Consider the following 15,900-nt stretch of genomic DNA (forward strand, 5'->3'; position numbering starts at 1 on the left):
TACAGGAGAATGACGATGAAAACCGCGACTGACAGACTTTCACAGGCAGCACTGCGCCGACATCATATTGGTGTAAAAACCAAAGGGTTGCGTTTCCGTGGCGAGCTGTACGTATTTCGCTATAACGCCGGCCATTATGACGTGTTCCGCAACAGCGAATGGGTGATGTCGCTTGCCACCAGCAATGTGCTGGAAGCGATGCAGCAGTTTAAACAGAGCCAGTAAGTTCGCTGGCGCATCGATTGGATCTTTGCCGCCTTCGCAGTAATCAGGTCATTGCCGGCCCACAGTCCCCCGGCCCCCCACACCTGTATCTCCTCTGTTCTCTGGAACCCGCGCGTAAATCCTGCTGCAAACCGCTGCAACGCAGCGTTACTGCTCGCCACGCCGTCACCGCCGGCGTATTGTGCCTCTCGCACACCGGCCAACGTTGGCGATAGAGCGTGGTGCGCATCAATGCTCACCCTACAGTTTTTGTAGGGTCGCCATTCATGGCGACCTGCCATCAAACCGCACAAATTCGTAGCGGCGCGATTTCGCGGTGCGCATAAATGCGCACCCTGTGAAACCTGTAGGGTCGCCATTGATGGCGACCTGACACGCAAACAGCACAAATTCGTAGCGGCGCGATTTCGCGGTGCGCATAAATGCGCACCCTACGAAACCTGTAGGGTCGCCATTTATGGCGACCTGTCATCAAACCGCACAGATTCGTAGCGGCGCGATTCATCGCGCGAAGATCTAGCCGGGCCGCCATTTATGGCGACCTGTCATCAAATCGCACAGATCCGTAGCGGCGCGATTCATCGCGCGAAGATCTAGCAGGGCCGCCATTGGTGGCGACCCAAACACCAACGCTGCATGGACAGCAGGAGAACACCTCATGGAAATTGCATACTGGCTAATCGGTACGCTGCTGGCGCTGTGCGTCGGCAGCTTCCTCAACGTGGTCACTTATCGCCTGCCGCAGCAGGTGTTGAACCCTCAATCCGGCATTACCCTGCTGCTGCCGCGCTCGCACTGTCCACACTGCCAGACCACGCTGCGCGCGATCGACATGCTACCGCTGCTCAGCTGGCTGCTGCTGCGCGGACGCTGTCGCTACTGCCACCACCCGGTGAGTGCGCGCTACCCGCTGACGGAACTGCTCACTGCGTTGCTCAGCCTCGCGCTGACCTGGCTGTTACCGGCGGATAGCCGCCTGCCTGCCGCCCTGCTGCTCGCCTGGATTCTGCTGGCGCTGACCATCATTGACATTGAGCATCTGCTGTTGCCTGACGCATTAACCTTATCGCTGCTGTGGCTCGGCCTGCTGCTCAAAGCGCTGCACTGGCTGCCCGGTACGCTGAATGATGCCGTGTTCGGCGCGATAGCCGGCTACAGCGCACTGTGGCTGATGGGTGAACTCTATCAGCGCATAAAAAAGCGCCCCGGCCTCGGTGGTGGAGACGCCAAACTGCTGGCTGCGCTGGGTGCCTGGCTCGGCTGGGCGCTTTTACCCTTTGTGCTGTTACTGGCGTGTGCAGGCGCAATTTTATTTGTTTTGCTGGCCCGATTTGGCTGGCAGCGCGAGCTGTATCAGGTGCTGCCCTTTGGTCCGTGGCTGGCACTGGCGGGCATAAGTCTTTTTATTCACACGATTATTTAATCACCTGTTCACATCGCGGCGCTAAAATAAGTGGCCAGTTTCTGTCCAACGTCCTGATTCCTATATGAAAAGAATAAACAATTCTAAACAAAATTAATCATTGTGATGTGCATCAAAAGGCTCTATATTGGCCGCGTTTTTTGAGCCACTGATACTTTTTTGTTCAACTAGTCAATCGGCCAGCCTGTTCGAGCCCCGGTTGAAGGAGAGATATGATGACGGATAAAGTCCGTATTGATACTTTTGGTGCCAATTCATTCAACGGAAACAACGACGCATTCTTAGCCCGTCAGGCTGAGTTTGAATCAAACGTCAGGAGTTACCCGCGCAAGTTGCCTTTAGCAATTGCCAAAGCCAATGGCGTGTGGATTACGGATGTTGAGAACAAACAATATCTTGACTGTCTGGCTGGCGCAGGGACGCTGGCACTTGGTCATAACCATCCTGATGTTCTGCAGAGCATCCAAAATGTCATTACCAGCGGCTTGCCGTTACATACTCTTGATCTGACGACGCCTCTGAAAGATCAGTTCTCCGAATCTCTGCTCTCGCTGCTGCCTGGCCAGGGTAAAGAGTACTGCCTGCAATTCACCGGTCCATCCGGTGCTGATGCCGTTGAAGCGGCACTGAAGCTGGCGAAAAAAGTCACCGGCCGCAGCGGCGTAATCAGCTTCTCTGGCGGTTACCACGGCATGACGCACGGCGCGCTGTCCGTGACCGGCAACCTGTCGCCGAAAGAAGCGGTTGACGGCATGATGCCGGAAGTACAGTTCATGCCTTACCCGCACCTGTACCGTTGCCCGCTGGGCCTCGGCGGTGACGCGGGCGTGAAAGCCCTGACCTACTACTTCGAAAACCTGATCAACGACGTTGAAAGCGGCGTGCGCAAGCCTGCGGCCGTGATCCTCGAAGCGGTCCAGGGTGAAGGCGGCGTGAACCCGGCACCTGTTGAGTGGCTGCAGCGCATCCGCAAAGTCACCCAGGAACACGGCATTCTGCTGATCCTCGACGAAGTCCAGGCTGGCTTTGCCCGTACCGGTAAGTTCTTTGCCTTTGAACACGCAGGCATTGAGCCAGACATCATCGTGATGTCAAAAGCGGTGGGCGGCGGTCTGCCACTGGCCGTGCTGGGCATCAAAAAGCAGTTCGACGCCTGGTCACCTGGCCACCACACCGGTACCTTCCGCGGCAACCAGCTGGCGATGGCAACCGGCCTCGCGACGCTGAAAATCCTGACCGAGCAGAACATCGCCGGCAAGGTAGCGGAACAGGGTGAATGGCTGAAAGCGCAGCTGAACGCGATGGCGAAACGCTTCCCGGTTATTGGTCACGTGCGCGGCCTTGGAATGATGATCGGTATTGAGATCGTTAAACCCAATGAGCCAGCAGACCACATGGGCAGCTTCCCGGCAGACGGCGAGCTTTCTGCGCTGCTGCAGAAAAAATGCTTTGAAGCCGGTCTGATTCTGGAGCGTGGCGGTCGTCACGGTGCCGTACTGCGTCTGCTGCCGTCTCTGCTGATCAGCAATGACGAGCTGGCCGTGTTCCTGGATAAATTTGAGCAGGCGCTGCTGGGCGCTGGCGTCAAACCTGTTTGACTGGAAGAGTAAATGTCTGAAGTAAACCCGATTCTGGCCGCCTCGGCCCCGAGCATTGAGGCGTACCAGCAGGCGATTGCCCAGAGCAGCGCCGCGGTTGTGCAGTGGCTGCAACAGCCTGAGATGTACCAGGGCAAAACGGTTGCCGAACTGCGCGAGCGTATCACGCTCGACTTCAATCCAAACGGCCTGGGCAACCAGGCCGCGATTGAACGTGCGATTGAATATTTCCTCAAAGACAGTCTGGCGGTGCACCATCCGCAGTGCGTTGCGCACCTGCACTGTCCGAGCCTGGTGGTAAGCCAGGCGGCTGAAGTACTGATCAACGCCACTAACCAGAGCATGGATTCGTGGGATCAGAGCCCTTCTGCCACCATCATTGAAATCAAACTGATTGAGTGGCTGCGTGCGCAGGTTGGCTATCCGGCCGGCGATGCGGGCGTGTTCACCAGCGGCGGTACACAGAGCAACCTGATGGGCCTGATGCTGGCACGTGATGCGTTCTATGCGCGTCAGGGCCATTCCGTGCAGCAGCACGGCATCACTGGCGATCTGCGCAAGATTAAAGTGCTGTGCTCAGAAAACGCCCACTTCTCCGTGCAGAAGAACATGGCGCTGCTGGGACATGGCTATCAGTCTGTGGTGCAGGTGAAGTCGGATCAGTTCGCCCGCATGGACGTGAATGACCTGAAAGCCAAACTGGCGCAGGCTGAAGCCAACGGCGAACAGATCCTGGCGATCGTCGCGACGGCAGGCACCACCGATGCCGGCGCCATCGATCCGCTGCGTGAAATCGCAGCCATCGCCGCTGAGCACAACATCTGGGTGCACGTGGACGCGGCCTGGGGCGGTGCGCTGCTGCTGTCTGAAAAGTATCGTGATTACCTGGATGGTCTGGAGCTGGTGGATTCCGTCACCCTCGACTTCCACAAACAATACTTCCAGACCATCAGCTGCGGCGCGTTCCTGCTGAAAGACGCGCGTCACTATGAGCTGATGCGTTATCAGGCGGCTTACCTGAACTCCGAGTTCGATGAAGAAGCCGGCGTGCCGAACCTGGTGTCCAAATCACTGCAGACCACGCGTCGTTTCGATGCGCTGAAACTGTGGATGGGTCTGGAAGCGCTGGGTCAGAAACAGTATGCCGCGATTATCGACCACGGCGTGAGCCTGGCCCAGGACGTCGCGCAGTTCGTTGAATCTGAGCAGCGTCTGGAACTGGTAATGCAGCCACAGCTGGCCAGCGTGCTGTTCCGCTATCGTCCAGCCCAGCTGAGCGACAGCGCGCAGATCGCCCTGTTCAACCAGCGTATCGGCGATGCATTGCTGGAGTCTGGCCGCGCTAACGTCGGTGTGACCGAGCATGCAGGCGTGACCTGCCTAAAGCTGACGCTGCTGAACCCGACCGTCACGCTGGAAGACATCAAGCTGCTGCTGGCGCTGGTAGAAAAAACCGCTGATCAACTGCTGAGTGCCTGATTAGGCGTGAAGTGAACAAGCCGCTAACCGGCAACGGTTAGCGGCTTTTTTTATGGGTTACAGACTGATCGCCGCACGCCGGCTCACTGCGGAATGCGCGCAATCACCTTGATTTCGAAATCATAGCCCGCCAGCCAGTTGACGCCCACCGCCGTCCAGTTGGGATAAGGCTCATCGCCGAAGAAGCGCAGCCGTACTTCGTTCACCGTGGCGAACTGCGCTTCCGGATCGGTATGAAACGTAGTGACGTCGACCACGTCATCGAAACTGCAACCGGCGGCCTTCAGCACCGCCGCGAGATTGGTAAATGCCTGATTAACCTGACGCGTGAAATCGGGCTCGGCGGTGCCATCATCACGGCTGCCCACCTGGCCGGAAACAAACAGCAGGTCGCCGGAACGAATCGCCGCAGAGTATTTGTTGATGTTGTACAACGCCTGACGGCCCGCTGGAAAAACAGCATCGCGTTTGTTCATAATCGTACTCCTGAAGATGAGAGAAGAAAGTGGGTTAGCTATGCCCGCTTTCGCTTTAACATACGCCGCGTATGTATTACTATGTTTTACATACGCGGCGTATGTCAATGCAAAATTTAAGGAACAGCGATGGCGGCCAGACGACGGGCAGACCAGGTAGAAGAGACACGCGGCAAACTGATTGCCGCTGCACGACGCGCGTTCGCGCAGAAAGGTTACAGCGAAGCGTCAATGGATGACCTGACGGCAGCCGCCGGGCTGACGCGCGGTGCGCTGTACCATAATTTCGGCGATAAGAAAGGGTTATTGCAGGCGGTTATTGACCAGATCGATGGTGAGATTCTTGAGCAGATGCGCGCAGCCGGGCAGCAGTATCACACTCGCTGGCACGCTTTTCTGGCGGAAGCCATTACCTATATCGAGATGTCGCTGGAGCCGGAAGTACAGCGCATCATGCTGCTGGATGGCCCGGCGGTGCTTGGCGATCCGTCGCGCTGGCCTAATCAGACCGCCTGTCTGCGCACCACCGCCGCCATGCTGGCGGAGCTGATCGAGGAAGGTACGGTGAAACCGGTCGATACCGAAGCGGCGGCGCAACTGGTCAACGGCGCCGCGCTCAATGCCGCACTGTGGATTGCCGCTGCCGATGAGCCGGTCTCGGCACTGCCGCGTGCGGTGCAGGCCTTCCGGCTGCTGGTTTCCGGGCTGCTGGTTACCCCTGAGCCGCATTGAGTTCGCGTATCCAGCTGAGAAACGCCTGCAGCGGCGCCGGGATCAGCCGGCGATCGTTGTAATACAGCCACAGGCCGGGAAAGCTGAGCCACCAGTCGGCAAGAACTGGCTGCAGACTGCCGTTGGCCAGCGCCGGCTTCAGCCAGTCCTCAAACAGATACACCACGCCGGCACCGGCGATGGCCGTCGACACCGTCAGATCCATCGCCGCACCGATGCTGCATATCAGCGGTCCCTGCGGCTGCAGCGTGATGCGTTCCGCGCCGCGGCTGAACTCCCATTCGGCCGTTACCCCGGTGGCATAACGACCATACAGACAGCGATGCTGCATCAGGTCGCGCGGATGCTGCGGCGTACCGTAAGCCGCCAGGTAGGCAGGTGCTGCGGCCGCGGCAAAGCGCTGCACGCGCGGCCCAATCGGCAGCGCCACCATATCCTGCTCCAGATGATCGTCATAACGGATACCGGCATCGCAGCTGTCGCGAAAAATGTCCTGCACATTACTTTCCGCCACAATCTCCAGCCGGATGTCCGGATAGCGCTGCAAAAATCCCGGCACAATCGCCGGTAATACCAGCCGCGCCGCGCTGACCGGCACGTTCAGCCGCAGCGTGCCGCCCGGCGTGTCGCGGAAGGTGTTGAGGGCATCCAGCGCCGCATCCACTTCGTTCATGGCAGGCAGCAGCCGTGACATCAACGCCCGGCCGGCTTCGGTCAGCACCACCGTTCGCGTGGTGCGATTGAACAGCCGAACGCCCAGTTGCTGTTCGGCGCGGCGCACCGCATCACTCAAACGCGACGGATTGCTGCCGCTCATGCGCGCCGCTTCGCGAAATCCTCCGGCTTTTGCCACTGCCACCACCGCGTGCAGCAGCGCCATATCCAGCGCCATTGTGCGTCACTCCGTACAGTCTGTCCTGATTTACACGGATAGTCGCACAGCACCGTTGTGATTACAATTTAAACACTATCTGATGAAGGAGGTTTACATGTCACAGGCAACAACCACTTATACGCTGGGCGACCGTCAGGTTGCCCGTCTCGGCTACGGTGCCATGCAGCTGGCCGGTCCTGGCGTGTTTGGCCCGCCAAAAGATGAGACCAGTGCACTCCAGGTGCTGCGCGATGCCGTGGCTGCCGGTGTGAATCACATCGACACCAGTGATTTTTATGGTCCGCACATTACCAATCAGCTGATTAAAAAAGCGCTCTATCCTTATCCCGACGATCTGCTGCTGGTGACCAAAGTCGGTGCGCGACGTGATGCCAAAGGCGGCTGGCTGCCCGCCAGCACGCCGGAGGAACTGACGCAGGCGGTTGAAGATAACCTGCGTAATCTGGGCCTCGACGTGCTGGAAGTCGTCAATTTACGCTCGATGCTGAGCGTTCATGGGCCGGCAGAAGGATCGCTGGAGCCGCAAATCGAGGCGATGATGAAACTGCAACAGCGTGGCCTGATTCGGCACATTGGTCTGAGCAACGTGACCGCCAGTCAGGTGGCGCAGGCGCAGCAGATGACGCCGATTGCCTGCGTGCAGAATCTGTATAACCTCGCCAATCGCCAGGATGATGCGCTGATCGACCAGCTGGCGGCGCAGGGCATTCCCTTCGTGCCATTCTTTCCGCTCGGCGGCTTTTCGCCGCTGCAGTCGGAACAGCTCAGCGCGGTGGCCAGCGCGCTCAACGCCAGTACGCTGCAGGTGGCGCTTGCCTGGCTACTGCAGCGCTCCGACAATATTCTGCTGATACCCGGCACCTCGTCGCCGCAGCATTTGCAGCAGAATCTGGCCAGCGCGACGCTGAAGCTCAGCCCGGAAGTGGTTGATCAGCTCGACAGCATCGGCCGGGCGTAAAGCCAGCGGCGGCGCGCGCCGGGATTATCCCCGCCCGGCAATGCCCGCCTCTACCAGACAGGCTTTCAGTGCGCCAAAGGAATCCTGGCACTGGCGCTCATCCACGCAGGCGTAGCCGAGCAGCAGCCCGCGTCGCTCCTGCGGATGCATGTAGTACTGCGACAGCGGCCGCACCTTGACGCCGCGCCGCAGCGCCAGTGCAGCGATCGCCACATCGTCACAGCCCGGGGGCAATTTCAGCACCAGGTGCAGCCCGGCCTCATGGTTGACCACCGGCATAAAGGCTGCGCCGAGATAGCGCTCAATCAGCGTCATCATAAAGCGCCGGCGCTGGCTGTAGAGTTTGCGCATGCGGCGAATGTGCGCCATGTAATGGCCTTTCTGGATAAACTCCGCCAGCGCGCGCTGCACCAGCAAATGCCCACCGCGATAGAGCTCGGCGGCCGCTACGCGCAGCGGCTGCGCCAGCGCTTTTGGCACCACCAGATAGCCGAGTCGCAGCGCGGGATAAAGCGTTTTACTGAAGGTGCCCATGTAGATCACCGGCGCATCCGGTTCAAATCCCTGTAGCGAGGGAAACGGCTGGCCGGCGAAACGAAATTCGCTGTCGTAGTCATCTTCCACCAGCCAGCTTTTGTGTTTGCGCGCCAGGTCGAGCAGCTGCCTGCGCCGCTCCAGGCTGAGATGCACGCCGAGCGGATACTGATGTGACGGTGTCACAAAAATCATCTTCGGGGCTTTGCTGCGGGCCGCCAGCTCCGGGACAATGCCCTGCTCATCAACCGCTTTAGCCTGAATTTTCAGGCCGTTAATGCGCAGCAAATTGCGCGTACCCCAGTAACCCGGCTCTTCAATCCACACGGTGTCGCCTGCGTCGCACAGCACACGCGTCACCAGATCCACCGCCTGATGAATACCTTCGGTAATGATGATTTGATCGGCGTCAGCGCGCACCGATCGCGCCACGCTGAGGTAGTCAGCCAGCGCCTGACGCAGCTGCGGGCAGCCGCCGTTGCTGCTGTAAATCAGCCGCTCAATGTCCGGTTCGCGATTCAGGCGTGACTGAATCTGGCTAAATAACTTATGCGGAAACTCACGCACATCCGGTGCGCCGGGCACAAACGCACCCCACTGATAAGGCGAGGCATTGGCGTGACCGAGTAGCGTGGCGCCGCGTTTTGAAATCGCCGCCGGTTTATTGCTGAGGGATTCACTCAGCGGCAGCGCCGGCGCGCTGTTCAGACACCCTTCCGGCAAGGTTTCCGCGATCCACGTGCCGCTGCCGGTACGCGCGCTGACGTATCCCTGCGCGATCAGGTTTTCGTAGACGTTCAGCACCGTATTGCGTGACATCGCCAGCTCGCGTGCCAGATCGCGCGTGGCCGGCAGGCGCGAGCCGCGCGGAAAAATACCCTCCACAATCGCGGCCTGCATGCAGTGCAGCAGACGCTGTTGTAACGTGCCCTCCGCGACAAACTGCAGTCGCTCCAGGATATGATCGGCGTACAAACTCCGCAATTGGCTCCATCCTTCTCAGTGAAATTGGCTCTGGCAACCGCGCTCAGTGCAGGCATAAATAAGCGTGTTTGTCGTGATTTGTAAAGACGCTTATCGCTAAGGAAAGGTTATGGAAGGTAAAAACAGCCAGTTGCAACAACGCAAAGATGACGCGCTGCCGCGCGGCACCGGTAATCTTTGTCAGTGGTATGTCGATCAGGCCGAAAACGCCACGCTGCGTGACGTGGAGGGCAATAGCTGGATTGATTTCGCCGGCGGCATCGCGGTGCTCAACACCGGCCACCGTCATCCGCGCATCGTGCAGGCCATTGCCGATCAGTTAGCAAAATTCACCCATACCGCCTTCCAGGTTACGCCGTATGAGAGCTACGTGGCGCTGGCGGAACGCATCAATCAGCGGGTGCCAATTGCCGGTAAAGCCAAAACCGCTTTTTTCACCACCGGCGCTGAGGCCGTAGAGAATGCGGTTAAAGTGGCGCGCGCCGCTACCCGTCGTCACGGCATCATCACCTTCGGTAACGCCTTTCACGGCCGCACTTTTATGACCATGGCGATGACCGGCAAAGTGGCCCCCTACAAGCGCGATTTTGGCCCGATGCCGGCCTCGGTGTTTCACGCCCGCTACCCTAACGCGGTCACAGGCATCAGCGTCAATGATGCTATCGCCAGCCTGCACGACCTGTTCAGCCACGACATCGCGCCGCAGGATGTGGCCGCCATTGTGCTGGAACCGGTACAGGGCGAAGGTGGTTTCCACATCGCGCCGGCAGAGTTTCTTACCCAACTGCGCGCGCTGGCCGATGAGCACGGCATTCTGCTGATTGCCGATGAAGTACAGAGCGGATTTGGCCGCACCGGCAAGCTGTTTGCCATGGAGCACTACAGCGTGCAGCCGGATCTCATCACCATGGCGAAAAGTCTGGCGGGCGGCATGCCGCTGTCGGCAGTGAGCGGTCGCGCCGGGATCATGGATGCGCCCGGTCCGGGCGGGCTCGGCGGTACCTACGCCGGCAATCCGCTGTCGATTGCCGCCGCGCATGCGGTGCTGGATATCATCGACGAGGAACAGCTGTGTCAGCGCGCCAGCCAACTGGGCGCGACGCTGAGCGAACTGCTGCACCGCGCGCGCAGCGCTAACGCGTCGATTACCGACGTGCGTGCGCTGGGCTCAATGGTTGCGGTGGAGTTTGCCAGTGCGCAGCAGGCGCAGGCGCTGCAGCAACAGGCGATGGCACGCGGTCTGCTGCTGCTGACCTGTGGCCCGCAGGGCAACGTGATCCGCTTCCTCTATCCGCTCACCATTCCGGATGCCCAGTTCCGCCAGGCGCTGGATATTCTCGACAGCCTGCTCAGCCAGCCTTAGCGTTTCACCCATTGTCCGATCGCTTGCCTGCCGCGCGCAGGCAAGTTTCACCTGCATAACAGGCGGGATGTGCCCCGCCTGAGAGACGATCTGGAGAGATATTGATGACTGCTCAGAATGCCGATGTGCTGGCACAAAGCCTGAAACCCCGCCACGTGCGCATGCTGTCGATTGCCGGTGTGATTGGCGCCGGGCTGTTCGTCGGTTCCGGCCATGCGATTGCCGAAGCCGGGCCGGCGGTGCTGCTGGCCTACATCGCCGCCGGTGCGCTGGTGGTACTGATAATGCGCATGCTGGCGGAGATGGCGGTCGCCTCACCGGACTCCGGTTCCTTTTCCACCTACGCCGACAAATCCCTTGGCCGCTGGGCCGGATTTACCATCGGCTGGCTTTACTGGTGGTTCTGGGTACTGGTGATCCCACTGGAAGCCAACGCCGCCGGCACCATTCTGCACGGCTGGTTTCCGCAGGTGGCGGTGTGGGAATACACGCTGGCAATCACCAGCTTCCTGACCATCAGCAACCTGTTCAGCGTGAAAAACTACGGTGAGTTTGAGTTCTGGTTCGCGCTGCTGAAAGTGGTGGCTATCGTCGCCTTTCTTTGTGCCGGCAGCCTGGCGCTGTTTGGCCTGCTGCCCGGCAGCAGCACCCAGGGTATTTCCCATCTGTACGACACCCACGGCTTCATGCCTAACGGGATCAGTGCCGTGCTCGCCGCCATTCTGACCACCATGTTCTCTTTCATGGGCACGGAAATCGTCACCATTGCCGCCGCCGAATCCAATGAGCCGCGCAAGCAAATCACCCACGCCACCAACTCGGTGATCTGGCGTATTGCGCTGTTTTATCTGCTGTCGATCTTTCTGGTGGTGGCGCTGGTGCCGTGGAATACGCCGTCGCTGATGAAAGCCGGGTCTTACCAGACGGCGATGGAGATGATGAACGTGCCGTATGCGCGGCAGATTGTCGATGTGGTGGTGCTGATCGCGGTGTGCAGCTGTCTCAATTCTGCGCTTTATACCGCGTCGCGCATGCTCTATTCCCTGTCGCGTCGTCAGGATGCGCCAGCGGCGGCCTCGCGCACCACGCGCAGCGGCACGCCGTGGGTCGCAGTGCTGATGTCTACCGCCGCAGCGTTTCTCGCAGTGATCGCCAATTATCTGGCGCCGAGCGCGGTGTTTGAGTTCCTGCTGGCCAGCTCCGGGGCGATCGCGCTGCTGGTTTATCTGGTCATTGCCGCCTCGCATCTGGTGCTGCGGAAAAAGCGCGAGGCGCGCGGCGAGCAGCTCAGCTATCGCATGTGGCTGTTCCCGGGTCTGACGTGGGCCACCATGGTGTTCATTGTTGGCGTACTGACGTCAATGCTGTTCAATGCACAGCATCGTTCCGAAATTATCGCCACCGGGCTGTTGACGCTGCTGGTGCTGGTCGCCAGCCAGATTGTGCACCGCAAGCGCGCGGCGCGTAAAAACAGCGAGGAGATGGTGGCACTGCGTTCATAACGCTCGCCATGACGGGCACGGACGCCCGCCGTTACTGCACATCAATACTGATAGACTCTTCCGCCACGTTAATCGTCACGGTGCAATGCGTCCACACTGGCTGCCCTTCGGTCATCTCATGTTCGATAAAGTATTGCTGAAAGTCTTTCAGCGCCGCGCTGAGATCGCCAATCGCGCGCGCGTCCGGCTCGAACCAGTCCGGTTCGCCGTTTTCATCAAGGTAGTTAAACTGAAACTGCCCGCCCTCCTCATCGGCAAACAGCTCCGCCTGCACCACCAGCACCTGCGCGCCGTCGGGGCCACAGCTGAAAATGATCTGGCCAATGCGGCGATAAAGGTCTTCGTATTGCATAGTGAGGGCTCCTGTAAGAGGCGCGACGCACGACATCGCCGCGGCGGCATTCATCTCAGCCAATGTCTTGACATTATGTCTGAGGATCAGAGAATGAACGCCTGCGAATAACGGACTACAAGAAACGGAGTTTATCATAGCCTGTTCAGCGCGTTACCTCTCTGTTACCCACATTAAACGCGTCGCCCGTCTGCTGTCTGCCGTGCTGTTGCTGGCCAGCTGTGCCTCGGAGCCGCCTAAATCGCTGGTCACCCCGTTTCCGTCGCCGACCAAACCTCCTGTTCCGGCTAAACCACCGGCGCAGACTGAACCGCTGCGCGGCGTCTGGCTCACCACCGTGTCGCGCCTCGACTGGCCGCCGATATCCTCCGTGACGGCCAGCCCGGCGCTGCGCATTCGCCAGCAGCAGCAGGCGCTGACGGCCAAACTGGATAAGCTGCACAGCCTGGGTATCAACACGGTGTTTTTCCAGGTGAAGCCCGATGGCACCGCGCTGTGGCGTTCGCGCATCCTGCCATGGTCCGATACCCTGACCGGCAACATCGGGCAGGATCCGGGTTACGATCCGCTGCAATTTATCCTCGACGAGGCGCACAAACGCGGCATGAAGGTGCATGCGTGGTTTAACCCTTATCGCGTGTCGACCAATACCAAACCCGCGACCGTGACGGCGTTAAACAACACCCTCCAGCTGCAGCCGGCCAGCGTGTTTGTGCTGCATCGCGACTGGATCCGCACCGCCAGCGACCGCTTCGTGCTCGATCCGGGCATTCCGGCGGCGCGCAACTGGATCACCAGCATCGTGGCGGAAGTGGTGTCCAACTACGCCATTGATGGCGTTCAGTTCGATGACTATTTCTATACGGAGACCGCGACATCGCCGCTCAATGACAGCGCCACCTTCCGCCAGTACGGTGCAGGCTTTGCCAGCAAAGCCGACTGGCGGCGGCACAATACCCAGCTGCTGATCGAACAGGTTTCCCGCACCATCAAACAGCTGAAGCCGGGCGTTGAGTTCGGCGTCAGTCCGGCGGGCGTATGGCGCAACCTGTCGCACGATGCCGCCGGCTCCGATACGCGCGGTGCGGCGGCTTATGATGAGGCTTATGCCGATACGCGCCGCTGGGTGCAGCTGGGCCTGCTGGATTACATTGCGCCGCAGCTTTACTGGCCGTTTGCCCGCCAGGCCGCGCGCTATGACGTTCTGGCGCGCTGGTGGGCCAATGTGGTACAGCCAACGCACACCCGGCTGTACATTGGTATCGCGCTGTATAAGGTGGGTGAAGCTTCGAAAAGTGAGCCGGACTGGACGGTTCAGGGCGGCGTGCCCGAGTTGAAAAAACAGCTCGATTTGAATGAATCGCTGCCGCACATCGACGGCACTATTTTGTTTCGCGAAGATTACCTTAATCAGCCACAGACGCAGCAGGCAGTCGATTATTTACGTCAGCGCTGGGGAAAATGAATTATTCAGGCCAGCAGAGGAATACTGCTGGCCTGAAGCGTTAGCGCGGGTTATCCGGATCGAGTAATTCAATACTGCGCGGCACGCCGTTCACGCGGACTTTCAGAAAACGGCGGGTGATCCACTTCCCCGCGGCATCCTGCTCCTGCCGTTCAAAAAACGGCCCACGCAGCAGCAGTTCCTTATTATTGTTGTAGCCAAAACCAACATCTTTATTGCCCACCCAGTGCTGTTCAAAGGCCACGACCGGCTGGTTGTCCAGCACCGTGGCTTCTTCCGCGCTGCAGGCGGTAAAACTTTTACGGAAAATAAAACACTGACCGGACTGATAGCGATCGCGCCCGTTGGTTTCCACCAGCGCAATCGAGAAGCCGGTATAGGCCGGAATTTTAACGTACAGTTTGGTGTGCGCGCCTTTACCCTCAATATGCACCTTCGTTACAGGTGATGAACCTTCACTGTACCAGCTACCAATGGTGTTATCGTCATTGCGCGCCTGCAGATAAATATGCGCCACGCCTTCCGGTGTCCGGTAGCTGTAATCGGTTTGCGTTTCCGACTGGGAAACATACTGCGCGCTGCCGACAATGCGCACGTGGATTTGTGAGGTGGCGTCGGAAAAATTAAATTCGCCGACGTAAAACCATTTCGCGTCTTTGCCACGGTTATCCATGTGATGCTGCGAGGTGGTGAAGTCATAACTCAGCGATCCCTGAATGATCGCGCCGAGATCGGAAATCTCCATTACGCCACGGTCGCCCTCCGCCAGCAGCGTCCAGGGCTCAATGCCCTCTTTGCTGAAGTCAAAGCCGGCGCTGTCGCGGTGCACGCTTTTCTGGATAATCATCGCGCGGCAATAGCCCATCTTCATGGGATTTTGCGTCGATTCAATCACCAGCCCTTCAATGGTCCACTGACCATTGGTGAGATCGCCGGCAAATTCGGAGTGCTCGATCCAGCCATTGCGAATAAACGATTGCGTACAGCGCGGCAGATCGAATACCGGCTGTTTGGTACTGCGCTGCAAATTAAAGTTGGAGAGTTCAATCGCGGTCGAGTGATCCCAGGCGCCTTTTTCCCGATCGGACCAGCGCGCATAAACGATACTGCCCTGACAGCCGCGCGAATAGAACTGATCGATTTTACAGTCCAGTGTGTCGATCAACTCCAGCGCCCGCCCGCCGAGATAGCGAAACTCCATGCTGCTGACGCGCAGGAATTGTCCCCCAATAATGCTGTTGGTAAAGAAGCCGACATTATTAAAGGCCGTGCCGCCGTCTTCGCCGCTGTCAGAACTCATGCCTTTCACCACAAAGCCGGAGATCTCAACATAGCGTGCGCGCACGCTGAAGAAATGGGTTTTGCGCGGTTTCGGTCCCCAGTTAAATTTCAGCGTGGTGGTGGGGAAATAACCGAAGTTGACCGGCGCGCCGGAGATTTTAAAACGGTTAATTTCTCTGTCGCTGCCCAGCACTTCCGCCAAATCAAAGCCGGACAGGCTGAACTCACCGGCGGTAAAGCGAATGCCTGCGGAGGGTAAGACACGCTGCGACCATTTAAACATGCGGATCACCGCATCAATACAGTCGGTGGTGCCATCGGCTATGGCGCCAAAATCCACCACGGTGACCGCGCTGTAATCAAGGACCACTCTTTTCCAGCGCTTTTTGCCTGGCGTCACGAAATTCAGTCCGCCGTCATCGGGCGTGCTGGTGTCAGTGGCATCGTAGACAAACACGCCGCCCCCCATCCGGCTGCCACGGCTGTACTCCAGCACCGACGCAATTTCGCCAATCGAAACAGGTTCCTGTTTACGTAAATCGTCAATGGTATGCAGTTGAATCACCGTCCCGGTAGCGGAAGGTGTGGTAGTGCTGGTGGTGCCAGATGTATTCGCCATGGTGTTCCCCATAA

At 58.9% G+C, this 15,900-nt stretch carries 14 protein-coding genes; 9 read left to right on the forward strand and 5 right to left on the reverse strand.

What is annotated here, in order from left to right; translation table 11 throughout:
• The first annotated feature begins 15 nt into the window (after nt 1–15).
• The 4 genes from MXF20_RS05115 (at nt 16) to MXF20_RS05130 (ending at nt 4,725) form a co-directional block, all read left to right on the forward strand.
• A complete protein-coding gene (locus tag MXF20_RS05115) occupies nt 16–225 on the forward strand; it encodes a hypothetical protein (protein ID WP_325968014.1) in 210 nt (69 codons plus the stop codon).
• Between the two features lie 658 nt (nt 226–883).
• Nucleotides 884–1,648 carry an A24 family peptidase gene (locus MXF20_RS05120; RefSeq protein WP_325968015.1) on the forward strand — a complete coding sequence of 255 codons (765 nt, stop codon included), beginning with the start codon at nt 884–886 and terminating at the stop codon, nt 1,646–1,648.
• Between the two features lie 212 nt (nt 1,649–1,860).
• Nucleotides 1,861–3,246 carry a diaminobutyrate--2-oxoglutarate transaminase gene (locus MXF20_RS05125; protein WP_325968016.1) on the forward strand — a complete coding sequence of 462 codons (1,386 nt, stop codon included), beginning with the start codon at nt 1,861–1,863 and terminating at the stop codon, nt 3,244–3,246.
• A gap of 12 nt (nt 3,247–3,258) precedes the next feature.
• Entirely contained in the window at nt 3,259–4,725 is a 1,467-nt protein-coding gene (locus MXF20_RS05130; RefSeq protein WP_325968017.1) for an aspartate aminotransferase family protein, read from the forward strand.
• An 83-nt stretch (nt 4,726–4,808) separates the two neighbouring features.
• On the opposite strand, the gene MXF20_RS05135 is transcribed toward MXF20_RS05130, so the two are convergent.
• Nucleotides 4,809–5,201 (reverse strand): RidA family protein, encoded by a 393-nt coding sequence (locus MXF20_RS05135; RefSeq protein WP_058770208.1) that lies wholly within the window; start codon nt 5,199–5,201, stop codon nt 4,809–4,811.
• Nucleotides 5,202–5,330: 129 nt separating this feature from the next.
• Here MXF20_RS05135 and MXF20_RS05140 point away from each other — a divergent pair, with 129 nt between their 5' ends.
• Nucleotides 5,331–5,933 carry a TetR/AcrR family transcriptional regulator gene (locus tag MXF20_RS05140; protein WP_262264984.1) on the forward strand — a complete coding sequence of 201 codons (603 nt, stop codon included), beginning with the start codon at nt 5,331–5,333 and terminating at the stop codon, nt 5,931–5,933.
• Here MXF20_RS05140 and MXF20_RS05145 read toward each other — a convergent pair.
• Nucleotides 5,914–6,825 (reverse strand): LysR substrate-binding domain-containing protein, encoded by a 912-nt coding sequence (locus MXF20_RS05145; protein ID WP_262264985.1) that lies wholly within the window; start codon nt 6,823–6,825, stop codon nt 5,914–5,916. The two genes, MXF20_RS05140 and MXF20_RS05145, sit on opposite strands and share 20 nt — an antisense overlap.
• 97 nt (nt 6,826–6,922) lie before the next feature.
• On the opposite strand from MXF20_RS05145, the gene MXF20_RS05150 reads away from it, so the two are divergent.
• Nucleotides 6,923–7,786 (forward strand): aldo/keto reductase family oxidoreductase, encoded by an 864-nt coding sequence (locus MXF20_RS05150; protein WP_325968018.1) that lies wholly within the window; start codon nt 6,923–6,925, stop codon nt 7,784–7,786.
• Between the two features lie 24 nt (nt 7,787–7,810).
• Here MXF20_RS05150 and MXF20_RS05155 read toward each other — a convergent pair whose 3' ends face one another.
• Nucleotides 7,811–9,304, reverse strand: a complete 1,494-nt coding sequence (locus tag MXF20_RS05155) for a PLP-dependent aminotransferase family protein (RefSeq protein WP_325968020.1) — start codon at nt 9,302–9,304, stop codon at nt 7,811–7,813.
• A 109-nt stretch (nt 9,305–9,413) separates the two neighbouring features.
• On the opposite strand from MXF20_RS05155, the gene gabT reads away from it, so the two are divergent.
• Both gabT and gabP read left to right on the forward strand, forming a co-directional pair.
• On the forward strand, nt 9,414–10,667 hold the full coding sequence (gene gabT, locus MXF20_RS05160; RefSeq protein ID WP_325968021.1) for a 4-aminobutyrate--2-oxoglutarate transaminase: 1,254 nt from the start codon (nt 9,414–9,416) through the stop codon (nt 10,665–10,667).
• Between the two features lie 104 nt (nt 10,668–10,771).
• Entirely contained in the window at nt 10,772–12,169 is a 1,398-nt protein-coding gene (gabP, locus tag MXF20_RS05165; protein WP_021509088.1) for a GABA permease, read from the forward strand.
• A gap of 31 nt (nt 12,170–12,200) precedes the next feature.
• Here the strand turns inward: gabP and MXF20_RS05170 are convergent, their stop codons facing one another.
• Nucleotides 12,201–12,521 (reverse strand): hypothetical protein, encoded by a 321-nt coding sequence (locus MXF20_RS05170; RefSeq protein ID WP_021312978.1) that lies wholly within the window; start codon nt 12,519–12,521, stop codon nt 12,201–12,203.
• Nucleotides 12,522–12,693: 172 nt separating this feature from the next.
• Here MXF20_RS05170 and MXF20_RS05175 point away from each other — a divergent pair, with 172 nt between their 5' ends.
• A complete protein-coding gene (locus MXF20_RS05175; RefSeq protein ID WP_325968460.1) occupies nt 12,694–13,986 on the forward strand; it encodes a glycoside hydrolase family 10 protein in 1,293 nt (430 codons plus the stop codon).
• 40 nt (nt 13,987–14,026) lie between these two features.
• On the opposite strand, the gene MXF20_RS05180 is transcribed toward MXF20_RS05175, so the two are convergent.
• Nucleotides 14,027–15,886, reverse strand: coding sequence for a hypothetical protein (locus MXF20_RS05180; RefSeq protein WP_325968023.1), 1,860 nt, complete (start codon nt 15,884–15,886; stop codon nt 14,027–14,029).
• Nucleotides 15,887–15,900: the final 14 nt, after the last annotated feature.

The sequence above is a fragment of the Pantoea dispersa genome, from assembly GCF_035783935.1.
In the GTDB taxonomy this organism is placed as follows: domain Bacteria; phylum Pseudomonadota; class Gammaproteobacteria; order Enterobacterales; family Enterobacteriaceae; genus Pantoea; species Pantoea dispersa_C.